Origin of the sequence: Pseudomonas sp. RIT-To-2 (assembly GCF_029623465.1) — a bacterium.
Classification (GTDB): domain Bacteria; phylum Pseudomonadota; class Gammaproteobacteria; order Pseudomonadales; family Pseudomonadaceae; genus Aquipseudomonas; species Aquipseudomonas silvicola.
This window is the reverse complement of the sequence record NZ_JAPYKM010000044.1, coordinates 26895-50810: the sequence shown is the minus strand read 5'-3', so window position 1 is coordinate 50810 and position 23916 is coordinate 26895. Positions and strand designations below refer to the sequence as shown.

At 63.6% G+C, this 23916-nt stretch carries 17 protein-coding genes; 8 read left to right on the top strand and 9 right to left on the bottom strand.

Annotated elements, in window-relative coordinates:
- On the bottom strand, positions 1-3627 hold a 3627-nt coding region (locus QBK88_RS27240), incomplete at its 3' end, for a retention module-containing protein (protein WP_277964485.1).
- A 551-nt stretch (positions 3628-4178) separates the two neighbouring features.
- Here QBK88_RS27240 and QBK88_RS27235 point away from each other — a divergent pair.
- Genes QBK88_RS27235 through QBK88_RS27225 form a run of 3 tightly spaced genes read left to right on the top strand, consistent with a single transcriptional unit; the run spans position 4179 to position 9089 of the window.
- Positions 4179-5534: a TolC family outer membrane protein gene (locus QBK88_RS27235; protein ID WP_277964484.1), complete on the top strand. Its 1356-nt coding sequence runs from the start codon at positions 4179-4181 to the stop codon at positions 5532-5534.
- 37 nt (positions 5535-5571) lie between these two features.
- Complete coding sequence (locus tag QBK88_RS27230) at positions 5572-7722, top strand: type I secretion system permease/ATPase (protein ID WP_445765010.1); 2151 nt, start codon at positions 5572-5574, stop codon at positions 7720-7722.
- An 11-nt stretch (positions 7723-7733) separates the two neighbouring features.
- Positions 7734-9089: an HlyD family type I secretion periplasmic adaptor subunit gene (locus QBK88_RS27225; protein WP_268149377.1), complete on the top strand. Its 1356-nt coding sequence runs from the start codon at positions 7734-7736 to the stop codon at positions 9087-9089.
- Between the two features lie 77 nt (positions 9090-9166).
- Here the strand turns inward: QBK88_RS27225 and QBK88_RS27220 are convergent, their stop codons facing one another.
- The gene (locus QBK88_RS27220) at positions 9167-10129 is read right to left on the bottom strand and encodes a zinc-binding dehydrogenase (protein WP_277964482.1); all 963 of its coding nucleotides are present in this window, start codon (positions 10127-10129) and stop codon (positions 9167-9169) included.
- Positions 10130-10269: 140 nt separating this feature from the next.
- Between QBK88_RS27220 and QBK88_RS27215 the strand changes: the two genes are divergently transcribed.
- Positions 10270-12351: a carboxy terminal-processing peptidase gene (locus QBK88_RS27215; RefSeq protein ID WP_268149373.1), complete on the top strand. Its 2082-nt coding sequence runs from the start codon at positions 10270-10272 to the stop codon at positions 12349-12351.
- A gap of 155 nt (positions 12352-12506) precedes the next feature.
- The gene (locus QBK88_RS27210; RefSeq protein ID WP_277964481.1) at positions 12507-14339 is read left to right on the top strand and encodes a bifunctional diguanylate cyclase/phosphodiesterase; all 1833 of its coding nucleotides are present in this window, start codon (positions 12507-12509) and stop codon (positions 14337-14339) included.
- Here the strand turns inward: QBK88_RS27210 and QBK88_RS27205 are convergent.
- The 6 genes from QBK88_RS27205 to pcaQ all read right to left on the bottom strand — a co-directional run bounded on the left by QBK88_RS27205 (position 14251) and on the right by pcaQ (position 18172).
- A complete protein-coding gene (locus QBK88_RS27205) occupies positions 14251-14724 on the bottom strand; it encodes a sel1 repeat family protein (RefSeq protein WP_277964480.1) in 474 nt (157 codons plus the stop codon). The genes QBK88_RS27210 and QBK88_RS27205 overlap by 89 nt on opposite strands.
- Complete coding sequence (locus QBK88_RS27200) at positions 14712-15083, bottom strand: hypothetical protein (RefSeq protein ID WP_268149367.1); 372 nt, start codon at positions 15081-15083, stop codon at positions 14712-14714. Before QBK88_RS27200 ends, QBK88_RS27205 begins: the two co-directional genes overlap by 13 nt.
- Positions 15080-15418, bottom strand: coding sequence for a helix-turn-helix domain-containing protein (locus tag QBK88_RS27195; protein WP_268149365.1), 339 nt, complete (start codon positions 15416-15418; stop codon positions 15080-15082). Before QBK88_RS27195 ends, QBK88_RS27200 begins: the two co-directional genes overlap by 4 nt.
- 104 nt (positions 15419-15522) lie before the next feature.
- Positions 15523-15990 carry a YkvA family protein gene (locus tag QBK88_RS27190; RefSeq protein ID WP_277964479.1) on the bottom strand — a complete coding sequence of 156 codons (468 nt, stop codon included), beginning with the start codon at positions 15988-15990 and terminating at the stop codon, positions 15523-15525.
- Positions 15991-16290: 300 nt separating this feature from the next.
- Positions 16291-17064 carry an FKBP-type peptidyl-prolyl cis-trans isomerase gene (locus QBK88_RS27185; protein WP_268149361.1) on the bottom strand — a complete coding sequence of 258 codons (774 nt, stop codon included), beginning with the start codon at positions 17062-17064 and terminating at the stop codon, positions 16291-16293.
- 184 nt (positions 17065-17248) lie between these two features.
- A complete protein-coding gene (gene pcaQ, locus QBK88_RS27180) occupies positions 17249-18172 on the bottom strand; it encodes a pca operon transcription factor PcaQ (protein ID WP_268149359.1) in 924 nt (307 codons plus the stop codon).
- A 170-nt stretch (positions 18173-18342) separates the two neighbouring features.
- Between pcaQ and QBK88_RS27175 the strand changes: the two genes are divergently transcribed.
- The 3 genes from QBK88_RS27175 (at position 18343) to QBK88_RS27165 (ending at position 22789) form a co-directional block, all read left to right on the top strand.
- On the top strand, positions 18343-20157 hold the full coding sequence (locus QBK88_RS27175) for a di-heme-cytochrome C peroxidase (RefSeq protein ID WP_445765008.1): 1815 nt from the start codon (positions 18343-18345) through the stop codon (positions 20155-20157).
- Positions 20157-21323: a catalase family protein gene (locus QBK88_RS27170; RefSeq protein WP_445765009.1), complete on the top strand. Its 1167-nt coding sequence runs from the start codon at positions 20157-20159 to the stop codon at positions 21321-21323. Before QBK88_RS27175 ends, QBK88_RS27170 begins: the two co-directional genes overlap by 1 nt.
- Before the next feature lie 326 nt (positions 21324-21649).
- Complete coding sequence (locus QBK88_RS27165; protein ID WP_277964476.1) at positions 21650-22789, top strand: OpgC domain-containing protein; 1140 nt, start codon at positions 21650-21652, stop codon at positions 22787-22789.
- Positions 22790-22792: 3 nt separating this feature from the next.
- Here QBK88_RS27165 and nadA read toward each other — a convergent pair whose 3' ends face one another.
- Entirely contained in the window at positions 22793-23851 is a 1059-nt protein-coding gene (gene nadA / locus QBK88_RS27160) for a quinolinate synthase NadA (RefSeq protein ID WP_277964475.1), read from the bottom strand.
- Between the last annotated feature and the right edge of the window lie 65 nt (positions 23852-23916).

The following is a 23916-nucleotide window of genomic DNA, read 5'->3' as shown; positions in this document are numbered from 1 at the left end:
GGAACCGGCCACGGTGCCGCTGGCGGTTTCCGACGTCCAGTCCGGGTGGCTGCCGGTGGTGTTGCCAGGCGCCAGGTCCTTGCCGTCCTGATTCTTGTCCAACGCCGCTTCGAATACGGTGACGCCATCGACGTTGGTGGCCTTCAGGCCCGCCCCGTCGATGGTGACGGTGACCGTGGTGGTGCTGATGTCTCCGTCCTTGTCGGCCACCGAGTAAGTGAACGTATCGGTCACGGTGCCATCGTTGGCCACGTTGGGCTTGGCGTAGTAGACGCTGGTGCCATCGGGCTTGATGAGCAGGCTGCCGTAGGTGCCTTCGATCACGGTACCCACGCCACCGCTCACCGGCGCGGAGGTGTCGCTGCCGGCCTTGACCCCGACCACTGCGGCAAAGCCGTCCGCGCCGGAAACATCGTTGGCCAGGACATTGCCCGTGGCGTATTGGCCTTCCACGATTGTGACCGCGTCAGGTACCGCGGTGGGCACATCGTCGACGATCTTGATGGTGACCTGACTTTCCACCTGGTTGCCGACGCTGTCGGTGGTCACCAGGGTGAAGGTGTCCAGGGTTCCCAGCCCGGGCACTTGCGGGGCGCTGGTGAGGGTGTAGGTATAGGTGCCGTCGGCGTTGAGGTGCAAGGTGCCGTACTGGCTGCTGACGTTGCCGTTGGTGTCGGCGCCCGCCAGGCTGTAGGTCAGCGCACCGACCCCTCCGGTGACATAGCCCACCACGGTGCCGCTGCCGGCCTCCAGGGGCGAGTCGGGATGGCTACCGCTGGGCAGCGCCGCTTCGAACACGGTGACGTCATTGACGTTGGTGGCCTTGAGGCCCGCGTCGGTAATGGTAATGGTCAGCGTGGTGGTGCTGATGTCACCGTCCTTGTCCGCCACCGAGTAGGTGAAGGTATCGGTGACATTGCCGTTGTTGGCGACGTTGGGGTTGGCATGGTAGGTGGTGCTGCCATCGGCGGCGATGGTGAGCACGCCATAGGTACCGGCGATAGCCACACCAACGCCGGTGCTGACAGGGGTAGAGATTTCGCTACCGGCCTTGACGCCAACCACACCACCGAAGCCATCGGCACCCGAGGCGTCATTGGTCAGCACGTTACCGGTCAGCAGCGTCTGACCTTCGGTGAGCGAGGCGGTATCGGCGACCGCCTTGGGCACATCGTCGACGATGGTTGCAGTGAGCTGGCTGCTGGCGGTGCTGCCATCGGTGTCCGTGGCCACTACCGCGAACGTCTCGCTGAGGGTATTGGGGCCCTGCACGTCGGGATGGGTGTCAGCGTGGGTCAAGGTATAGCTGTAGCTGACGACGCCCGTGGCGGGGTTGTAGCTGTTGATGGTCAGGGTGCCCAACTGGGTGACGACGCTGACCGGTGAGCTGATGCCCACGCCATTGGTGACCACGGCAATGCCGCCCACGGTCAGGGTCTGCAGGCCGTCGGGGGCGCTGACGGTGAACTGACCGGTCTGCACCAGCGCGGCCGCGTTGGGGCTGCTGCCATCGGCCAGGTTGGCTTCATTGACGGTCGTCGACAACCCGCCTGCTTCAGGTGCGGTGATGGTGACCTGGTCATTGATGTTGGCGATGTTGAGCGTCAGCACCGCGGTGCTGGTGTCACCGTCGGCATCGTTGAGGGTGTAGGTGAACGTCTCGATGCCGCTGCCGCCACCGTGCAGGTCATGGAAGGCCTGGCCGGCGGCGTTGAGGGTGTAGGTGTAAGTACCGTCGGCCGCCAGCACCAGGGTGCCGTAGGTGCCGGTGTAGGTGCCGGCCGTGATCGGGCCGCTGGTGGCGGTGACAGGGATGCGGTCGGCACCCTGGATATCATTCGTCAGGACGTTGCCGGTCAGCACCAGGTTCTGCTCGGTGGCCGGTGTTGTGGGGCTGTCGTTGATGGCCTGGGGCACGTCGTCGACGATGGTCGCGGTGAGCTGGGTACTGGCGGTACTGCCGTCGGTGTCGGTGGCCACCACCGCGAACGTCTCGCTGAGGGCATTGGGGCCCTGCACGTCGGGATGGGTGTCGGTGTGGGTCAAGGTATAGCTGTAGCTGACGACGCCCGTGGTGGGGTTGTAGCTGTTGATGGTCAGGGTGCCCAATTGGGTAACGACGCTGACCGGCGAGCTGATGCCCACGCCATTGGTGACCACGGCGACGCCGCCCACGGTCAGGGTCTGCAGGCCGTCGGGGGCGCCGACAGTGAACTGCCCGGTCTGCACCAGCGCGGCCGCGTTGGGGCTGGTGCCATCGGCCAGATTGGCTTCATTGACGCTGGTCGACAGCCCGCCCGCTTCAGGCGCGGTGATGGTGACCTGGTCGTTGATGTTGGCGATGTTGAGGGTCAGCACCGCAGTGCTGGTGTCGCCGTCGGCATCACTGAGGGTATAGGTGAAACTGTCGGTGCCGGTACCGCCACCGTGCAGATCATGGAACGCCTGGCCGGCCGCGTTGAGGGTGTAGGTATAACTGCCGTCAGGCGCCAGCACCAGGGTGCCATAGGTACCGGTGTAGGTACCGGCAGTGATCGGGCCGCTGGTGGCGGTGATCGGGATGCGGTCGGCGCCCTGGATGTCATTGGTCAAGACGTTGCCGGTCAGCACAAGGTTCTGCTCGGTGGCAGGCGTGGTGGGGTTGTCATTGATGGCCTGGGGCACATCGTCGACCACGCTGACCACTACCGAGCCGCTGCTGCTGGAGCCATTGCTGTCCGTGGCGGTAACCGGCAGGTTTTCGGTGATGGTGTTGGCGCCACCGCCGCTGGGCTGGGTATCCGGGCCGGTGAGGGTGTAGCTGTAGCTGACCTGGCCGGTGGCAGGGTTGTAGCCGGTGATGGTCAGCGTATTGCCCAGGCCGGTGGTGACGGACTGGCCCACACCCACTACCACGCCGTTGTTGACCACGCTGATGCCGCCCACGCTCAGGCTGGTGAGGCCGTCAGGCGCCGACACCGTGAAGCTGTTGGCCTGGGTCAGGGCACCCGGCTGCGGGTTGGAGCCATCGGCCAGGTTGGCCTCGTTGACGCTCACCCCCGCGCCGTCACCGGTCAGGCCGGAGAGGGTCACCGGGTTGTCGACCAGTACCGCGGCGGCGTTGGTGTTGGTCAGTGCCGCCACCTCAGGCACGGTGAACTCGGGCACACCGTTGAACCCGGCGGTGGGGAAGCCCACCACAGGGTCGACTGCACCACCGGTTTCGGTCAGCAGCACGAAGCTGTGGCTACCGCCCGCCTCGCCACCCTGGGCAGGGGTGCCTGCGGCGGCAGGGCCTGCCGCGGTCGCTTCGGCGGCCTGGGTAGGGTCGGCGCCGGCAGCGATGGCTTGCTGGATTTTCTGCACGTCGGTGAGCTCGGCCTGGCTGGGCGCCGCCACTTCCTGGGTTGCCACATGGGGCGCCATGTCACCGAGCATGTTCTGGTTGAGGGTGACTTCACTGCCGCGCCCCAGGGTCAGTTCCTTGCCGTTCTGCAAATGCACCGCTACTGCGCCATCGGCACCGGTGTCCAGTTGTTCACCGGCGAACAACCGGTCCCCCTGGTGCACCTGGCGGCGGCTGCCGTCGGTGCCAATCGCGAAAACCTGTCCGATTACCTGACTGACTACACCAATCAACGTTGCCATGTGCACTCCTCATCTGCCGCTAGGGCATGGGGTTTTGCAGGAAAGTGCGGTCGGCTTCGCTTAGCGGCGGGGCGGTTGGCGCTGCGGACATTGGATCGACGCAAGCGTTCTCGCCCTGCCTACCCCTGGAACAGCGCCAACCCACCCACCAAAACCTGAAGAAAATCAGGAACATCCGGAATGACGACGTACCAGTGAGGCAACAGGAGGGGTTCAGGCACTGCAAGTGACATTTTTTTGTCGCCAAACTCCCTCTGTTTTCCTCCCTTCGCTACTTCCTTGCCCTATGCTGCAAAAGTTTGTTGAACTTTTCTTTGACGCCCGAAAAACGTTGGTTTATCTGGCTTGTACGAGCTGCCTGGGGTGAACAATGTCTCGATTTCGACACGCTGCATAAGTTTTTATTGGAATAGAAGTTATGCAAAAAAGTTCTTAGATTTTGCTAAGGATGTTCTTAGCTCTCATGTTACAAGCCTGAAACGGTTTAAGTTCTTTTTTCGCCATTTTTTTGGCGATTACTGCGGCACTTAGAGACTCCAGGGAGAACCACAATGCGCACTCGCACCCCCATTTGCAGCGCTGTCCTGATGGCATTGGCCTGCGCCCAGGCCCACGGCATGACGCTGACAGATGCGATTCAGAGCACCATCAACTACCACCCCGAGGTGCAGTCGAATCTGAACAATCGCCTGTCGGCAGATGAGGATGAGAAAGTCGCGCGCGGTGGGTACTACCCCACTGTCGACCTGGTAGCCGCCTACGGCCGCGCCCGCACGGACAACCCCACCACACGGGCCATCGAAGGCAACAACGCCGAGACCCTGAACTACACCCAGTCGGAGTTGCGCCTGCGGCAAATGCTGTTCGATGGGTTCAACACCCCCAACGAGGTGGCGCGTACCCAGCAAGTGGTCAACTCGCGGGCGTACTACCTGCGCGGCACGGCTGAGACGCAGGCGTTGCGGGCCATCGAGGTGTACCTGAACGTACTCAAGGCCCGCGAGTTGGTGGACCTTGCCAAGAACAACCTGCAGGCTCACCTGCGCGTCAACGATCAGATCGGCCTGCGCAGCGAACGCGGGGTGGGCAGCACCGCGGACGTCGACCAGTCCCGCGCCCGTCGCGCGCTGGCAGAAAACAACCTGAACACTGCCCAGGTCAACCTCTCCGATGCCGAAGCGAACTTCTTCAGCACCGTGGGGCGCATGCCCGACGAACTGGAAGCACCGCCCAGCATCCGCGGCGAGGTACCCACCGACCTGATCGCCGCGCGCCAGGCGATGCTCACCAACAACCCTTACCTCAAGTCGGCCCAGGCCGACGTGCAGGCCGCCGAAAGCCAATACGAAGTGGCCAAGTCGCCCTTCTACCCGCGCTTCGACGCCGAGTTGGCGGTGGACGCCAACAACAACATTTCCGGCGAACAGGGCCGCGACAACGAATGGCGCGCCGGCGTGGTGATGAATTACAACCTGTTCAAGGGCGGCAGCGACAAGGCTCGCCTGCAGTCCGACGCGCACAAGATCAACCAGGCCATGGACATTCGCAACAACGCCCTGCGCATGCTCAACGAGAACCTGTCGCTGGCGTGGAACGCCATGAACAACGCCCACACCCAGACCCCGTACGCCCGCGAATACGCCGAGACCACCACCAAGGTGCGCGCGGCCTACCAGGACCAGTTCGGCCTGGGCCAGCGTACCCTCCTCGACCTGCTGGACAGCGAAAACGAGCTGTACACCGCCAACAGCCGCTACACCGAAGTGCGCTACACAGAAGAGTTCTCCATGTACCGCGTGCTCGCCAACATGGGCGTGCTGCTGGAGAAGGAACGCGTGGTACTGCCCAACGAGGCCATCGCCCAGTCGGAAGTGAAGAACGAAGCCCGCCTTCCGGAAATGAAGTGATCGCCTCTTGGCGTCTGGAGTACCGCACGTGACCAGCATGCAACCTGCGGGGCCGGCAACGGACCCGCGCCTGAGTTTCGATGACCCGCTGTTGGATGGCTTGCTGATCCTCTGCAAGCTGCACGGCTGTACCGTCAGCCGCGCCAGCCTCAGCGCCGGGCTGCCGCTGGCCCAACAGCGCATGAGCCTGGAATTGCTGCCGCGCGCGGCCGCCCGCGCCAGCCTGTCGGCGCGCCTGTTGCGCCGCGAGCTGGGCGCGATATCCGGCCTGAACCTGCCAGTATTGCTGCTGCTTCGCGACGGCCGCTGCGCCGTGCTGCGACGCTGGGGCGAGGACGACCGCGCGTTGATCCTGCCCAGCGAGGCCGACGGCGGCGAACAGTGGGTAACCCGCGAGGAACTGGCCGCCGAATACAGTGGCCAGGCGTTGTTCGCCCGCCCCCGCCATGAACTCGAAGACCTGCGCCAGCCGTTGATGCCACGGGTGCATGCCTGGTTTCGCGACACCCTGAAACTTTCGCGCTGGCTGTACAGCGACGCCATCCTGGCCAGCCTGATGATCAACCTGCTGGGCCTGATGGTGCCCCTGTTCGTGATGCAGACCTACGACCGCGTGGTGCCCAACCAGGCCACTTCGACCTTGTGGGTGCTGGCCATCGGCTTGCTGGTGGGCACCCTGTTCGAGCTGGTGCTGCGGGTACTGCGCGCGCACCTGCTGGACACCGCAGGCAAGAAGACTGACCTGATTCTTTCCGCCACCCTGTTCGAACGCATCACCGGCATGGCCATGAAGGCCAAGCCGGCGACCATCGGCGGTTTCGCCCAGAGCATCCATGACTTCCAGGGCCTGCGCGAGTTTCTCACAGCCGTGACCCTGACCAGTATCATCGACTTGCCGTTCGCCGTGCTGATGCTGGCCGTGATCGGCCTGCTGGGCGGCTGGCTGGTGCTGGTGCCCATTGTCGCCTTTCCCCTGACCATTGGTTTCGCCCTGCTGATCCAGGTGCGCCTGCGCGATACCGTGCAAAAAAGCCTGGCCCTGGGCGCCGAGCGCCAGGCCTTGCTGATCGAGACCCTCAGCGGCCTGGAAAGCATCAAGGCGTGCAGCGCTGAAAGCGAACGCCAGTACATGTGGGAGTCAACCCATGGCGCGCTGACCCGCCTGGACAGCCATGCCCGCAACCTATCGGCGCTGGCCACCAACGGCACGCTGTTCATCCAGCAATTCGCCGGCATGGCGGTGATCGTCGCCGGGGTCTACACCATTATCGCCGGCAACCTCAGCGTCGGTGCCCTGGTGGCCAGCTACATGCTCAGCAGCCGTGTACTGGCGCCCCTGGGGCAGATCGCAGGGCTGATCACGCGCTACCAACAGGCCCAATTGACCATGGTCAGCACCGACGCCCTGATGGCACTGCCCCAGGAACGTGACCCACGCCAACGGCCGCTGGAACGCACGCAACTGCAGGGCGCCCTGGCCGTGAGCCAGGTGACCTTTCGCTACACCGGGCAGAATGCCCCGGCGCTGGGCAACATCAGCTTCAGCATGCAGGCCGGCGAACGTATCGGCATCATCGGGCGCAGCGGTTCAGGCAAAAGCACCCTGGCGCGCCTGGTGATGGGTTTCTATGAGCCCGAGGAAGGCCAGGTATTGCTGGACAACCTGGACTTGCGGCAACTGGATGTGGCCGACCTGCGCCAGCAGATCGGCTACGTGGCCCATGACCTGCCACTGCTGGCCGGTAGCCTGCGCGATAACCTGACCATGGGCGCCCGCTACGTGAGCGACGCGCGCATGCTGGAAGTGGCGGAAATGACCGGCGTCACCGAGCTGGCCCGCCAGCACCCACAAGGGTTCGACCGCCCGGTGGGCGAGCGTGGTCAACTGCTCAGCGGTGGCCAGCGCCAGGCTGTGCTGCTGGCCCGCTCGCTGCTGCTCGACCCACCGATCATGGTGCTGGACGAACCTACCAGCCACATGGACAACGCCAGCGAGGACGCCCTGCGCCTGCGCCTGCACGACTGGGTGGTGGGCAAGACCGTGCTGCTGGTCACGCACCGCACCTCCATGCTCAGCCTGGTCGACCGTCTGCTGGTGCTGGACAACGGCCGTATCGTTGCCGACGGTCCCAAGGAAGCGGTGATTGAAGCCCTGCGCAAAGGCCGCGTCGGCCAGACGCCTGTTTAGGAGTGGTATCGATGTCAGCTTCCCAAGGCCTGCGCGGTTATTTCAGCAGCTTCGGCAAGACCGGCGAAAGCGAGTTCATGCCTGAACTGGCCAGCGCCGCGCTTCAGGATTCACCGCGCCTGACGCGCATCACCGTGTGGCTGTGTGCCGGCCTGATCGTGGCGGCGCTGGTCTGGGCCAGGTTCGCGGTGCTGCAGGAAGTCACCATGGGCGAAGGCAAGGCCATTCCCTCCAGCAAGGTTCAGGTCATTCAGAACCTGGAGGGCGGTATCGTCACCGAGATCTACGTGCGTGAAGGCCAAGTGGTGAACAAGGGCGACACCCTGCTGCGCCTGGATGACACGCGCTTTCTGTCCAACAAGGGCGAAAGCGAGGCTGACCGCTATGCGTTGATGGCCCAGGTGGAACGTCTGCAGGCTGAAACCGACGGCAAGCCGTTCACGGTATCGGACGCCGTGCGCAGCAAGGCGCCGCAAGTGGCCGAGGACGAGATGTCGCTGTACACCTCGCGTCAGCGGCGCCTGGCCAGCGAACAGCAGACCCTCAACGAACAACTGCGGCAGAAAACCCAGGAACTGGCTGAATTTCGCTCCAAACAGGACCAGTACCGGTCCAGCCTGGCGCTGTTGCAGCAAGAACTGAACATGTCCACGCCCCTGGTGGGCACCGGGGCGATCTCGCCAGTGGAGATTCTGCGCCTCAAGCGCAGTGCCGTGGAGGCCCGCGGGCAGATGGACGCCACGACGCTGGCGATCCCGCGGGCGGAAGCGGCAATCAACGAGATCAAGAGCAAGATGAATGAGTCGAACCAGCAGTTCCGCTCTGACGCCGCCAAAGACCTCAACGCCAAGCGTACCGACCTGTCGAAGATCACCGCCACCAGCATCGCCATCGATGACAGGGTCAGCCGCACCACTGTGGTGTCACCGGTGCACGGCATCATCAAGACCCTGAAAGTGAACACCATTGGCGGCGTGGTGCAGCCGGGCAGCGACATGGTGGAGGTGGTGCCGCTGGAGGACAACCTGCTGATCGAAGCCAAGGTCCGCCCCCAGGACGTGGCCTTCCTGCACCCCGGCCAGCCGGCCATGGTCAAGTTCAGTGCCTATGACTACACCATCTACGGTGGCTTGAAGGCCAAGCTGGAGCTGATCAGCGCCGACACCATCACCGACGACAAGGGCAACAGCTTCTACCTGATCCAGGTACGCACCGACAAGAACCACCTGGGTGGCGATGCCAAGCCGCTGGTGATCATCCCGGGGATGACCGCCACGGTGGACATCATCACGGGTGAGAAAAGCGTGCTGGACTACCTGCTCAAGCCGGTGCTCAAGGCACGCACCGAGGCCATGCGCGAACGCTGACCGCGCCGCGCCGTTCCCGAGCTTCACCCGTGTGGGACCAGGCGAAGCTCGGGAATCAGGCGCCGCCGATCGTCACTTCAGACCAGGGTCGGATCAATCACCAGCACGACCTTGCCCGACACCTGGTTGGTGGCCAGCTCGGCGAACGCCGCTTCGGCATCCTGCACCGGGAACGTGCGCGCCACTTGCGGCTTCAACCGGCCTTCCTCGAACAACGGCCATACGTGCTGGCCGAGGTCGCTGAGCAGGTCGGCCTTGAACTGGTCGCTGCGGCTGCGCAGGGTCGAGCCCAGCAAATGCACGCGCTTGCCCAGCACCTTGGCCAGGTCGATATCGGTCTTGGTACCGCCCATCAGGCCGATCAGCACCCAACGCGCATCCACCGCTGCCACCTTCAGGTTGACGTCCACGTAGTTGGCGCCAACCGGGTCGAGGATCACGTCGAACGGGCCGAAATCGCTCAAGGCCTCCAGGCCATCACCGCGCACCACCCCGCCCTGGGCACCCAGGCTTTCGCAGTAGGCCAGGCGCTCGGCCGAACCGACGCTGACCCACGCAGGGTTGCCGAATGCCTTGCACAACTGCAGAGCCGCCGAGCCGATGCCACTGGCGCCGGCATGCAGCAGCACTTTCTCGCCCGGCTTGAGGGCCGCCAACTGGAACAGGTTCAACCACACCGTGGCATACACCTCGGGGATGGCCGCGGCTTCCACCAGCGACAGCCCGGCGGGCACCGGCAGCACGTGGCGGCCATCGACCACCACTTCCTCGGCCATGCCGCCGCCTGCCAGCAGGGTGCACACCCGGTCACCTACCTGCCACGCCGAACCTGGCCCGACTTCACTGATGACGCCGGAGCATTCCAGGCCCAGCACCGAACTGGCACCTGGCGGCGGCGGGTACAACCCGGCGCGCTGCAACAGGTCGGCTCGATTGAGCCCCGCGGCAGCTGTCCGAATTTTCACTTGACCCACGTCACAAACCACGCTCGGATGGTCTACCCACTCCACATGTCCTTCAACGCCTTGCAATGCCTTCACAGTGCCTCCATAGTTGACTCAAGACTGAGCCCGATGCTTTAGGCAACGGGCTTTTTGCATTATGCGTCCGGTTCCCATGGAACCGGCGACTTCAAAGACGGCCTAATATGCGTGATCAATTGTCCCCTCGTCGAATCAGCATGAAGCATCTACTCCCAAGCTCCGCCCTTGCACTGTGCATCGGCCTCGGCGCGCTGTCGATGTCCGCCACTACATTCGCAGCCAACAGCTGGGATAAACTTCAGCCTGACCGTGACGAGGTGATCGCCAGCCTCAACATCGTCGAGCTGCTCAAGCGCCATCACTACAGCAAGCCGCCGCTGGATGACAAACGCTCGGTCATTATCTACGACAGCTACCTGAAGCTGCTGGATCCGTCGCGCAGTTACTTCCTGGCCAGTGACATCACCGAATTCGACAAGTGGAAGACGCAGTTCGACGACTTCCTCAAGAGCGGTGACCTGGACCCCGGCTTCACCATCTACAAACGCTACCTGGACCGCGTGAAGGCGCGCCTTGATTTCGCCCTGGCCGAACTGGCCAAAGGTGTCGACAAGATGGACTTCACTGGCCACGAGACCCTGCTGGTCGACCGCAAGGACGCCCCGTGGATCACCACCGAGGCCGACCTGGACAACCTGTGGCGCAAGCGCGTGATGGACGAAGTCCTGCGCATGAAAATCGCCGGCAAGGACAACAAGCAGATCCAGGACACCCTGACCAAGCGCTACAAGAACCAGCTGGCGCGCCTGGACCAGACCCGCAGCGAAGACATCTTCCAGGCGTACATCAACACCTTCGCGCAGTCGTATGACCCGCACACCAACTACCTGTCGCCCGACAGCGCGGAAAACTTCGATATCAACATGAGCCTGTCGCTCGAAGGTATCGGCGCCGTGCTGCAAAGCGACAATGACCAGGTCAAGGTGGTACGCCTGGTACCGGCCGGCCCTGCCGACAAGACCAAGCAGATCGCCCCGTCCGACAAGATCATCGGTGTCGCCCAGGGCGACAAGGAAATGGTCGACGTGGTGGGCTGGCGCCTGGACGAAGTGGTCAAGCTGATCCGCGGCGCCAAAGGCTCCGTGGTGCGCCTGGAAGTGATCCCGCACACCAATGCGCCGAACGACCAGACCAGCAAGATCGTCTCCATCACCCGTGAAGCGGTGAAACTGGAAGAGCAGGCGGCGAAGAAATCCATCCTGCACCTGACCGAGAATGGCAAGGACTACAAGCTGGGCGTCATCGACATCCCGGCCTTCTACCTGGACTTCAAGGCCTTCCGTGCCGGTGACCCGGACTACAAGTCCACCACCCGTGACGTGAAGAAACTGCTGACTGAACTGCAAGCCGAGAAAGTCGACGGCGTGGTCATCGACCTGCGCAACAACGGCGGCGGTTCCCTGCAGGAGGCCACCGAGCTGACCAGCCTGTTCATCGAAAAAGGCCCCACCGTGCTGGTGCGCAATGCCGATGGCCGCGTGGACGTGCTGGAAGATGAAAACCCCGGCGCGTTCTACAAGGGCCCGATGGCCCTGCTGGTGAACCGCCTGTCGGCCTCGGCCTCGGAGATTTTCGCCGGCGCCATGCAGGACTACCACCGTGCGCTGATCATCGGCGGCCAGACCTTCGGCAAAGGCACCGTGCAGACCATCCAGCCGCTGAACCATGGCGAACTGAAGCTGACACTGGCCAAGTTCTACCGTGTTTCCGGCCAGAGCACCCAACACCAGGGCGTGTTGCCTGACGTGGCCTTCCCGTCGATCATCGACACCAAGGAAATCGGCGAGAGCGCGCTGCCCGAAGCAATGCCGTGGGACACCATCAAGCCGTCGATCAAGCCGACCACCGACCCGTTCAAGCCGTTCATTGCCCAGCTCAAAGCTGACCATGACGCGCGCACCGACAAGGATGCCGAGTTCATCTACATCCGTGACCGCCTGGCCCTGGCCGAGAAGCTGATGAACGAGAAGACCGTCAGCCTCAACGAAGCCGAGCGCCGTGCCCAGCACGCCGACATCGAAGCCAAGCAGCTGGCGTTGGAAAACGCCCGCCGCAAGGCCAAGGGTGAAGCACCGCTCAAGGAAATGAAAAAGGAAGACGAGGACGCCCTGGCGGCCGAGCCGGACAAGACCAAACCGGAAGACGACGCCTACCTGGCCGAAACAGGCCGCATCCTGCTGGACTACCTGAAGCTGAACTCGACCGTCGCCAAGCATTGATAAAATGATGGCCATTTGTCATCAAATGGTCATGCAACTGTCGTGAAATACAAGGCCGGGCACTGGTATAAGTGCCCGGCCTTTTTTATGACTTTGTTCCATCGCCCTCCGCCGTTCCCAGGGTCGGCCCGAGTCCACCTGAGGTTGCGATCTCCATGACCATCACCGAACAGCTAGGCGCTTTGGCCAGCATTCTGGCCCAGGGCAGCCTGCATACCCTGTTCCAGCCCATCGTCTCGCTGTCGGAGCGGCGCATACTGGGGTACGAGGCCTTGAGCCGCGGGCCATCCAATAGTGCGCTGCATTCGCCCATCAACCTGTTCACCGTGGCACGCCAGGCCGGGCGCCTGAGTGAACTGGAAATCGCCTGCCGCGACACCGCGTGCCGACGCTTCAGCGAGCAGAAGCTGCCGGGCAAGATTTTCCTCAACGTATCCCCCGAGTCGCTGCTTGAGGCCAACCATCCGCCAGGCATGACGCTCAAGGTGCTCAAGGCCCATGGCATTGCCCCCAGTGACGTGGTCATCGAACTCACCGAGCAAACCCCCACCGACGACTTCCAACTGCTGTACAACGCCTTGCACCACTACCGCGCCATGGGCTTTTCGATTGCCCTGGACGACCTGGGTGCGGGCTATTCCAGCTTGCGCCTGTGGTCGGAACTGCGCCCGGACTACGTGAAAATCGACCGGCACTTCATCGACGGCATCCACCAGGACGCCCTCAAGCGCGAGTTCGTCGGGTCTATTCTGCAGATCGCCAAGGCCTCCCGCGCCCAGGTGATCGCCGAAGGCATCGAGTTGCAGGAAGAGCTGGTGGTGCTGGCGGAAATGGGCGTGGACCTGGTCCAGGGCTACTTATTGTGCCGCCCCCAGGAACAGCCACCCCATGATGCCCGCAACCTGCTGCCCAAGCTGGACCCCGGCAGCCTTGCGCTGGGTGAAGACGGCAGCGACCTCAGCGCCCTACTGATCGAACAGGTGGCCGTGCGCCATGACCTGGCGACCGCCGCCGTGCTGGAGGCGTTCCGCAGCCAGGCCAACCTCAACTCCCTGGCTGTGCTGGATGAACAGCAGCAACCGTGCGGCATCGTCCATCGCCATTCCCTGTCCGAGGCACTGCTCAAACCCTTCGCCACGGACCTGTTTGCCCGCAAGCCCATCAGCCGCCTGATGAGCGACGATTTTCTGGCCGTGGAAATGAGCCAGTCACTGCAACAGGTCAGCCGCCTGCTGACCAGCCGCGCGCGCCAGCGCATGGAAGAAGACTTCATCATCACCCTTGAAGGCCGCTACCTGGGCCTGGGCCGGGTGATCGACGTGCTCAAGCTGATTACCGAAATGAAGATCCAGCAAGCACGTTATGCCAACCCGCTGACCCTGCTGCCCGGCAACGTACCCATCCAGCAATGCCTGACCCGGGTGCTGCAACAGGGACGCGAGGCGGCGATCTGCTACGTGGATGTGGACAGTTTCAAACCGTTCAACGATATCTACGGCTACGGCCGTGGCGATGAAGTGCTGCTGTGCCTGGCGCAATGCCTCAATGAGCGGGTGGACCCGACGCGCGACTTCGTCGGTCATATTGGCGGTGATGATTTCATGCTGGTGCTGGGTTCAGCCGACTGGCGCAAGCGCTTGACCGACCTGCTGGAGGATTTCCAGTCGCAATGCCGACGCTTCTACCGCCCCGAGCACCTGGAAGAGGGTTGTTTCGTGGCCCATAACCGCCAGGGGCAGCGGCAAGCGTTCGCCCTGCTGTCGCTATCGATCGGGGTGGTGCACCTGCCGGCCCAGGACTGCGGAGCCCTGGATGCCAGCCTGCTGGCCGAGTTGGCCTCCCAGGCCAAGCATCAAGCCAAGATCGTGCCCGGCTACAGCATCCATGTGCTCGACCCGCTTACCCTTGAACAGCTGCGTAATGCGCCGCCTTCGCCAGGTCCGGGGCAAGGCCCGGGCCACCTTGGCGGTACAGTTGCGCCAGCTTGAATGCCGCAACCGGGTGGCCAGCGGCCAGGGCGGCCTCCCACCAGTGCAGCGCCGCGACGGCGTCGGGAGCACTGCGCAAGCTACCCGCCAGGCTGATGGCGCCCATCTGATAAGCCGCCTTGGCGTTACCGCGCTCGGCGGCCAGGCGCAGCAGGCGCAACCCTTCATCACGAGCGGCAAGGCCGGTGCCGCGCAGCAACAGAATATGGCCATAGAAGCCCATGGCATCGACGTTGCCCAGCGTGGCCATGCGCGAAAATTGGCGTTCCAGCCAGCGCCAGCCCCAGGGCTGACGCACCAGCCAGGGCCAGTGGAACAAGCGACGCGCCAGCCAATAGCTGATCCTGACACGGAGCAGCCACAGCCCCGGTCTCACGATATGCATTCTTCCGGGTAGCTGAACTCGAACACCCGCACCACTTCCGAAGCATGCCACGACGCGGCAGCGACACCATCGGACGGCCCCGAAAAGCGCCCCAGGCGTTCCACGCATTCGAAAAAGCCGGTGCGCGGCAGGCGGCTGGCGCCTTGGCTGATCACCAGCGAGCTGCGCAGGGGCTGCTCGGCCCGAGCATCGATGACGGCAAGGTATTCGAGGGCCGCGGTGAGCGTCTGCATGGCCGGGGTGGGCAATTGCAGGCGTTCAAGCAGGGCGCGGTAAGTCAGCAAATGGCGTTGGCGGCGGGCAATGTCCAGCTCACTCAGCAGGCCATCCCATTGCTGACGGCTGATGCGCACGCTCACGACACCTCTCCCCAGCCGGGAACCCCCAGCTCCCATGCCAGGCTTCGTCGGATGGCCGCGTCAGGCACACGCTCACCGGACTCGATCATGGCCAGGTACGAGGGGCTGATGCCCACGGTTCGCGCCAGCTGGTCTCGTGCCAGGCCCTTGGCCTCGCGCAATTGGGCCAGGCGCGACAAGGCCGGCAACGCCTCGTTGGCGGGCGGCGCCTGTACCGCGGCGGCTGTCGGCTGGGCGACCGGCTGCCCGGCGGCAGCCAGCAACGCCTGGTATTGCTCCCACGGCAGCACGGCATATTCCGGCTTGCCATCGCGACTGATGACCTGAACACCCATTACAACCCCCTGTAGGATCACCATATGTAATCTGTAGGCATAATCCTTATGCCGAATATAGTAACAGTAGGCGGCCCGGAACGGGATTTCCTATTTCAACTTGCTTACAAACCGCGAGTTTCGCCGCTGTTGTGTTCAAGTTGCAGGGCTTGGGGGCTGGCCGGCAGGCGTTCGACTTTGCGCAGGTTCTCCGGGCGCAGGCTCTCGCGCCAGGCTTTGAAGGCATTGAGTTCGTTTTCCAGGCTGCGCACTACCCAGGCCAGCACCGCAATGTCATCCAGGAAGCCGATGCCCGGAATCCAGTCGGGAATGGCATCGATGGGGCTGACGAAGTACATCAGCCCCGCGACGATGATCACCAGCGCGCGCGGGTTGACCTGCCGGTATTCGCCGCGCCAGTAAGCGACGCACAAGTCCTGCAGCAGCTTGGCGTTGGTTTTCAACTGGCTGAAACGGCTGGCTTGGCCCTTGCTCTTGCGCACCACGGCGAAGATCAGGGCCGGCAGCCGGCCGCGGCTGAGCAACCGTTCGGCCAATGGGACGAAACGGGCGAAATTCCAGGGTGCTTTCATTAGCCCTCCGCAGGGAAACTGGCTGGCCAGGTTATCCACAGTTTTTGTGGATAACCTTGTGAACAGCGGTCGTTTTAATGGCTGAAAGCCACGCTATGCAAGGGCCCGGGTTGGATCGGGCGTTTTTTACACACTTCGACATCGCCCAGGCCAGTGCGGCGTGAACGTTTGCGGGCCCCTGTACAGGGCTGTTATTGAGACCCGCTTGCACCCTGACAGTTTCACGCCCGGTCGCAAGACCCGCCCGCGCGAAAAAAAAACGCCCCGCGAGGCGGGGCGTTTTTTGCACAAGGCGACGAATTACTTCGAAGCAGCCTTGTCGGCCTTGTCGGCAGCTTCAGCCTTGTCGGCGTCAGCCGCGGCAGGCTCCTGGTCGGCCTTGGCCGGGTCCTTGATAGCCAGCAGTTCCAGGTCGAACACCAGCACCGAATTGGCCGGGATTTTCGGGCTTGGGCTTTGCGCGCCATAGGCCAGGTCAGCCGGGATGAACAGCTTGACCTTCTCGCCAACGTGCATCAGTTGCAGGCCTTCGACCCAACCTGGAATCACGCCGCTGACCGGCAGGTCGATCGGGCTGCCACGTTCGATGGAGCTGTCGAAGACGGTGCCATCGGTCAGCTTGCCTTCGTAGTGAACAGTCACGACATCCGTCGGCTTCGGCTGTGGGCCGTCGGCTTTCTTGATGACCTGGTACTGCAGGCCGGAGGCGGTGGTGACCACGCCTTCCTTCTTGCCGTTCTCTTCCAGGAATTTCTTGCCCGAGGCCTCGGCTTCGGCGTTCATCTTGGTCATGCGCTCTTCGGCACGCTTCTGCAGCGCGGCAAAGGCTTCGACCAGTTCATCGTCCTTGAGCTTCTGAGGTTTCTTGCCGACAGCATCTTCGATGCCTTGGGCGACGGCCTTGGAGTCCAGATCATCCATGCCTTCCTGAGCCAGGCTCTTGCCCATGTTCAGGCCGATACCGTAGGAAGCCTTCTGCGCCGGGGTTTTCAGTTCCACGCTGGAATGATTGTCGCAACCTGCGAGTACCAGAGTGACCAAGGCAACCGCCGCCGCCAACCGATGCTGTTTCATGCTATTTCCTTGTTCATGCGCCAAATGGGCAATCGAGTAAAGCCGCGAGCTTATCAGGCGGCCACGACCAATGGCTACCGGCATGAGAGCCAGGAAATGACGATAAGTTCAGGGGTTTAAAGGGTTTCATCGAAATGAGGGCGAACCTTACCGAAACCTTACAGTTGAACAGGCAACACCGGGTTCAGCCTTCACGGTAACTGGCCGCCACCTCCCGCACCACATCGCACAACCATTGCGCTGGCAACGGTAGCGCCAGTGACGCATTGCTGCAGATACCCACCGACCCGCCCGGTTCGCGTACCCCCAAGTCCAGTTCGAACAGCTCCTGCTGGCGGATATCCAGCAATACAGCGTCACGGGGCGCCACCCAGATAGCGTCGCTGCTGAGCACGTAGCGGCGGCTCAGCGTCGGTGACAGGGTTTCCAGGCGCTGGGCGGCGGGCTCGATGGCGCACTGCACGAACAGGCTGTCGGCATGCTTGCGGATGGTGGTGCCAGCCAGTGGCAGCACCAGCGGATACCGGTTGACGCTGGCGCGGTCAATGGGCGCCTGGCCCAGCAGCGGGTGGCCGGGGCGCACCACCAGGGTCATGGCTTCGCTGTACAGGTGTTCGAACATCAGGCCCTGGATCTGCGGGCTGTCGGTCATGCGCCCGATCACCAGGTCCAGCTCGCCGACGTGCAATTGCGCCAGCAAGTGGGCGCCAGGGCCGGTGGCCACGCTGACCACCAGGGCCGCGTGGCGTTCGTTGAGGCGGCACAGCACCTCGGGCATCAGCAGGCTTTCAACGGTGGACAGTACGCCGACCCGAACCTGGGGCGGCTCATGTTCCTCGCTGCGCAGGGTGCTGACACCATCGCGCAGGGCCTGCACGCAGGGCGCGGCATAGCGCATGAAGCGCACGCCGGCGGGGGTCAGTTCCACGCCGCTCTTGTCGCGGTCGAAGAGGCGAGTCTGCAACAAATCCTCAAGTTCCTTGAGGGTCTTGGAGATGGCGGGCTGGCTGATGGCAACCGCGTCGGCGGCCTTGGCGAAACTGCCTTGGCGGGCAATTTCGAGAAAGCACAGCAGGTGGCGAAATTTTATACGGGTGTCGAGATTCATGTCCTGATGTTACGTAGGTGAGCGCCGGCTTGCCAGCGAGCCGTGCAGGCGGTTCGGCTGAGTAGGAATGTTCTTTCAACGTTTGTCGAAAAAACTACAAAAAGTAGGGAAATAGCCACTTGCCACTGTATATATAATCAGGCATAACAGGCGATCTTTTCCCTACATGGATGTTTACCGTGCGCCTGATCCGTCGCAGCCTGCTGGTGCTGCTCGCTCTCGTCATCATCGCCCTGGCGGTGGTGCTCTACTACACCGCCCGGCCCAACCTGCCGCGCTACGAGCCCGTGCAGAACCTGCGCTACCTCGACCAATGGAGCGCCGCCGACCGCGAGCTCTACTACTTCACGCCCCAGGGTACCCAGGTCAAGGGCCTGCATTACGACTGGTTCACCCAGCTGGAACTGCCCTTCTCCGAAGACCGTTTCGCCGCGCCTCAGTACATGGCCCGCTTCGGCTTCCTGACCGAGCCCAACCAGCAGGCCAGCGCCGCCAACCCTGGCAACCTGCCGGTAGGCTTCGCGCGCCACCGCAACGACGGCGACCCCGCCGAGTACCTGGACATCACCTGCGCCGCCTGCCACACCGGCGAGTTGCGCTTCAATGGCCAGGCTGTGCGCATTGACGGCGGCACGGCCCAGCACGTGCTGCCCTCCAGCGTGCCCACGCTGCGCGGTGGCAGCTTCGGCCAGGCGCTGGTGTCGAGCCTGGCGGCCACCTATTACCTGCCCTGGAAGTGGAGCCGCTTTGCTCACCGGGTACTGGGCGACCACTACGACCGTGACAAGGACACCCTGCGCAAGCAATTCAAGGCTTCGCTGGACACCTTCGCCCACACGGCCTGGAATGACTGGCATCGCGGCCTGTACCCGACCCAGGAAGGCCCGGGCCGTACCGACGCATTCGGGCGCATCGCCAACGCCACGTTCGGTGACGCCATCTCGCCAGCCAACTACCGGGTGGCCAACGCCCCGGTGGACTACCCGCAGTTGTGGGACATCTGGACGTTCGACTGGGTGCAATGGACCGGTTCGGCCCAGCAGCCCATGGCCCGCAACGTGGGCGAGTCGCTGGGAGTGGGCACCACGCTGCAGTTCTTCGACGACCATGGCCAGCCGCTGACCGGTGACGCTCGCTACCCCTCCAGCGTGCGGATACATGACCTGTACCGCATCGAGGAAACCCTGCAGCACCTCAAGCCCCCTGCCTGGCCGGAAGACATTCTGGGCAAGGTCGACCTGGCCAAGGCGGCCACTGGCCGAGCGCTGTTCGATGCCAACTGCGCCATGTGCCACGTGCCCCCGGTAAAACAGGAAGGAGGCCGGCCGGTGCGCACCATGGTGCTCAAGCCGGTCGACGAAATCGGCACCGACCCTGCCGTGGCCGAGAATATCGCCACCTACCGCTATGACGTCAGCAGCCTGAAGTGGAACCCCGACGAATTGGGCAAGCTGGGCGTGACCGTGCATCCCGACCCGGGCACGCTGGACCTCACCCAGGTATCCGTGGCCCAGGGCCTGGCCTATGTCACCGCGTTCGTCGAAGACCACGCCTACCGCGCGGCCGGTATCGAGGGCGCGGAGCGGGCGCGCTACGACGGCTTCGGCCTGGGCATCGGCGTGCTGGAAGTGAAAGCCTACAAGGCGCGGCCACTGGATGGCGTATGGGCCACCCCGCCGTTCCTGCACAACGGTTCGGTACCCAGCGTCTACCTGCTGCTCTCGCCCCAGGACGAACGCCCCCGCACATTCTACCGGGGCAGCCTGGAGTACGACCCGCGGAACCTGGGTTACCGCACCGAACGCTTCGACGGCGCGTTCCTGTACGACACCGCCATCACCGGCAACCACAACAGCGGCCATGAATTCCGCGACGGCCCCCGTGGCCGCGGCGTGATCGGCCGCTACCTGGCGCCCGAAGAGCGCCGCGCCCTGATCGAATACCTGAAAGTGCTGGGCGGCCCGCTCGAGGAGAAATTGCCATGATGTTCAGTGACACAACCCGCCGCCCGGGATTCTTTTGCCGCCTTGGCCGCGCCTTGCTCAAGCTGGCCCTATGGCTGCTGGCCATCGCCGCGCTGGCTTTCGCCGCTGGCTATGGCTACTACGCCTGGAAATTTTCCGGGCCGGTGGCCGCTGAAGAACAGGTTCCACCCGGGGAAGCGGCCATGACCCAGGACATCATCCAGACCGCCATCCGCATCGTCGATCAACACCGTGAACCCACCCGTTACCTGCGCGATGCCCACGCCAAGGCTCACGGCTGCGTCACGGCCCAGGTCAGCGTGCCGCAGAACCTGGCACCCGACCTGCGTCAGGGCGTGTTCGCCGAACCGGGCAAGACGTGGCAGGCCTGGATCCGTCTGTCCAACGGCAACGCCTACCCCCAGTTCGACCAGTTGCAGGACGCACGCGGCATGGCGATCAAGTTGCTGGATGTGCCGGGCAAGCAGTTGATGGCTGACCAGGCCGAGCGTCACGAGCAGGATTTCGTGATGTTCAACCACCCGAACTTCTTTGTCAGCGACGTGGCTGAATACCGGCAGAACATCGGCGCCCAGGCGGATGGCAAGCAAGCGCTGGCCTTCTTCCCCAGCCTGGACCCACGCAGCTGGCAATTGCGCCACCTGCTGATCGCCAAGGCCACCTTGGCCAACGCCCCGCTGAGCCCGACGCTGGCCACCTATTACTCGGTGTCGCCGTACAAGTTCGGCAGCGCCAACGCCAAGTTCCGCGTGGTGCCCGACCCGGCCAGTTGCCCGCCGTACACAGTGGCCAAGCAGAACGAGGACCTGCCCAACTTCCTGCGTACCGCCCTGCACCAGCAATTGACCACCGACCAGCAACCGGCGTGCTTCATGCTGCAGGTGCAGCGCCAGGACCCGAGCAAATACATGCCCATCGAGGATACCAGCGTGCAGTGGAAGGAAAGCGACGCGCCCTTCCAGACAGTCGCCGCCATTCGCGTTGCGCCGCAGGACTTCGACACACCGGCGCAGAACCTGATGTGCGACAACCTGTCGTTCAACCCCTGGCACGGTATCGAAGCCCACCGGCCGATTGGCGGTATCAACCGGTTGCGCAAAGCGGTGTACGAGGCGGTGAGCGAATACCGGCATGCGCGCAATGCAGGGTTTGGAACCGCACCTTAGGCATCTGTCTTCACGCCCGGTCCCACAAGGGGGAGCGGTGACCACCAGGGCGCGTCAGGCCAAGGCGGCGCGCCCCTGTGGGACCGGGCGCAAGCTCGGGAAGCAGGCACCTCCGGCATACTGGTAGTGCGCGGCGCCCCGTTCCGGTTCCACAGGGGGATGCGGGTCATCAGGGGCGCTGTGACATCCGGTAATAACCCTCTTTTGCATTCCCCCCCAAAAAGCGCCAACCTCCCCGCCGCTGATCGGCAGCCTGCGTTCTGGCGGAACCAGCCCTGCCGCGCACCTATCCTTATTCAACCACCTTTCGTTCAAGGCCAATCGTCATGATCACCCGCCGCGACCACCGCATCGACTTCTATCGAGGCTTGGCGTTGATCTTCATTTTCTGGGATCACATACCGCAAAATCCCCTCGCCAACTTCACCCTGCGCAATTTCGGCTTCAGCGACGCGGCGGAGATCTTCGTGTTCCTGGCGGGCTACGCAGCCGTGCTGGCGTATGGCCGGATTGCCGAGCGCAGCGGCTACCTGATCGCCGGGGTGCGGATTCTGCGCCGAGCTTGGGTGCTGTACGTGGTGCATATTTTCCTGCTGGTGCTGCTGATGGGCATCATCTTCGTTGCCAACAGCCATGTCGAAACCCGCGACATGATCCAGGAAATGAACCTCAACTATTTCCTCCTCGACCCGCAACAGGCCCTGGTGGATGAACTGCTGCTGCGCTTCAAGCCCAACCTCATGGACCCCTTGCCGCTGTACATCGTGCTGCTGGCAGGCCTGCCGCTGGTATTGCCACTGCTGGTCAAGCACACCGGCCATGCCGTGGGTCTGTCGCTGGCGGTCTACGGCCTGACCCAGTGGTTTGGCTGGAACATTCCCGCCCATGGCAATGGCCTGTGGTACTTCAACCCTTATGCGTGGCAAGCCCTGTTCGTGCTCGGAGGCTCGGCGGCCCTGCACAGCCAGCAGCCCCACGCCGCGGACCCGCGCCCGCTGCATCGCCAGCCACTGTTCATGGCCTGCGCCGGCATCGCAGCGCTCAGCGTGCCCATTGCCCTGAGCTGGAAGTGGCCGGCGCTGCATGACGCCGTCATGCCCCAGTGGGTCAGCGAACACCTGTACCCCATCAGCAAGACCAACCTGGCGCCGGTGCGCCTGGTGCACTTCCTGGCATTGGCGTATTGCGTGGCCAAGCTGATCCCCACCGGGGCGTGGGTGCAGCACTGGCTGGTGCAGAAAGTGGCGATGATGGGCCGTTATTCGCTGGAAATTTTCTGTTTGAGCGTGGTGTTGGCGCCCTTGGCCGACATGGCCAACGCCCTGGGCGATGACCGCCTGCCCATGCAGGTCGCCACAGCCTTGGCCGGCCTGGGCCTGATGCTTGGCCTGGCCCAGTGGCTGGAGTGGAACAAGCGCTTGACCAGCCCATCGCCAACGGCAACGGGCGTGGTCAGCAGCGCTTAGGCCTCAGGCGTTGCCTGCCGCCTTCATGCGCGCGGCCTGGGTGAAGTCAAGCATGCGCTTGAGGGGGCGCACGGCATTGGGGATCAGCGCCGGGTCGACGAAGATCTCGTTGCGGCCTTCGCGCAAGGCCGTGAGGGTGCGCTCCAGGGTATTCATCGCCATCCACGGGCAATGCGCGCAACTGCGGCATGCCGCGCCGTTGCCGGCGGTGGGGGCCTCGACGAAGATCTTGTCCGGGCACAACTGCTGCATCTTGTAAAAGATGCCGCGGTCGGTGGCCACGATGAAGGTCTTGTTCGGCAGGCGCTGAGCGGCGGCGATCAACTGGCTGGTGGAACCCACGGCATCAGCCAATTCGATGACCGACTCCGGCGACTCCGGGTGCACCAGAATCGCAGCGTCCGGGTATAACGCCTTCATGTCTTCCAACTGGCGCCACTTGAACTCTTCGTGAACGATGCAGGCACCGTCCCACAGCAGCATGTCGGCGCCGGTCTGCTTCTGAATATAGCGGCCCAGGTGCTTGTCCGGCCCCCAGATGATGGTCTCGCCGTTGTCCATCAGGCTTTCGACGATTTCCAGCGCACAGCTGGACGTCACCACCCAGTCGGCCCGCGCCTTCACCGCCGCCGAGGTGTTGGCATAAACCACCACCGTGCGTTCGGGGTGCTGGTCGCAGAACGCCGAGAACTCTTCCACCGGGCACCCCAGGTCCAGCGAGCAGGTGGCCTCCAAGGTCGGCATCAGAATGCGCTTTTCGGGGGTGAGGATCTTGGCCGTCTCGCCCATGAACCGCACACCGGCCACCACCACGGTCCTGGCCGGGTGGTTCTTGCCGAAGCGGGCCATTTCCAGGGAGTCGGACACGCAGCCACCGGTTTCCTCGGCCAGGGCCTGGATCACCGTGTCGCAATAGAAATGCGCCACCAGCACGGCATCCTGAGCCTTGAGCTCGGCGGCAATGGCAGCGCGGTAGTCGGCTTCCTGCTCGACGGTCAGCGGTTTGGGCTGCTTGGCGTCGAGGTGGGCCTGGACCAGAAGGCGTTCGGAAATCTGCGTCATGTTGGCAAGACCTGCAGGCGCTTGTGCGCGAAAGTCGAGTATACCACCCGGCTTACGCGAGCCTA

What these genes read in the sequence shown, in the direction of transcription:
- QBK88_RS27235 (WP_277964484.1), top strand. Translation starts at nt 4,179, where the DNA reads ATGCGCACTCGCACCCCCATTTGCAGCGCTGTCCTGATGGCATTGGCC.
- QBK88_RS27230 (WP_445765010.1), top strand. Translation starts at nt 5,572, where the DNA reads ATGCAACCTGCGGGGCCGGCAACGGACCCGCGCCTGAGTTTCGATGAC.
- QBK88_RS27225 (WP_268149377.1), top strand. Translation starts at nt 7,734, where the DNA reads ATGTCAGCTTCCCAAGGCCTGCGCGGTTATTTCAGCAGCTTCGGCAAG.
- QBK88_RS27215 (WP_268149373.1), top strand. Translation starts at nt 10,270, where the DNA reads ATGAAGCATCTACTCCCAAGCTCCGCCCTTGCACTGTGCATCGGCCTC.
- QBK88_RS27210 (WP_277964481.1), top strand. Translation starts at nt 12,507, where the DNA reads ATGACCATCACCGAACAGCTAGGCGCTTTGGCCAGCATTCTGGCCCAG.
- QBK88_RS27205 (WP_277964480.1), bottom strand. Translation starts at nt 14,724, where the DNA reads ATGCATATCGTGAGACCGGGGCTGTGGCTGCTCCGTGTCAGGATCAGC.
- QBK88_RS27195 (WP_268149365.1), bottom strand. Translation starts at nt 15,418, where the DNA reads ATGGGTGTTCAGGTCATCAGTCGCGATGGCAAGCCGGAATATGCCGTG.
- QBK88_RS27190 (WP_277964479.1), bottom strand. Translation starts at nt 15,990, where the DNA reads ATGAAAGCACCCTGGAATTTCGCCCGTTTCGTCCCATTGGCCGAACGG.
- QBK88_RS27185 (WP_268149361.1), bottom strand. Translation starts at nt 17,064, where the DNA reads ATGAAACAGCATCGGTTGGCGGCGGCGGTTGCCTTGGTCACTCTGGTA.
- pcaQ (WP_268149359.1), bottom strand. Translation starts at nt 18,172, where the DNA reads ATGAATCTCGACACCCGTATAAAATTTCGCCACCTGCTGTGCTTTCTC.
- QBK88_RS27175 (WP_445765008.1), top strand. Translation starts at nt 18,343, where the DNA reads ATGTTTACCGTGCGCCTGATCCGTCGCAGCCTGCTGGTGCTGCTCGCT.
- QBK88_RS27170 (WP_445765009.1), top strand. Translation starts at nt 20,157, where the DNA reads ATGTTCAGTGACACAACCCGCCGCCCGGGATTCTTTTGCCGCCTTGGC.
- QBK88_RS27165 (WP_277964476.1), top strand. Translation starts at nt 21,650, where the DNA reads ATGATCACCCGCCGCGACCACCGCATCGACTTCTATCGAGGCTTGGCG.
- nadA (WP_277964475.1), bottom strand. Translation starts at nt 23,851, where the DNA reads ATGACGCAGATTTCCGAACGCCTTCTGGTCCAGGCCCACCTCGACGCC.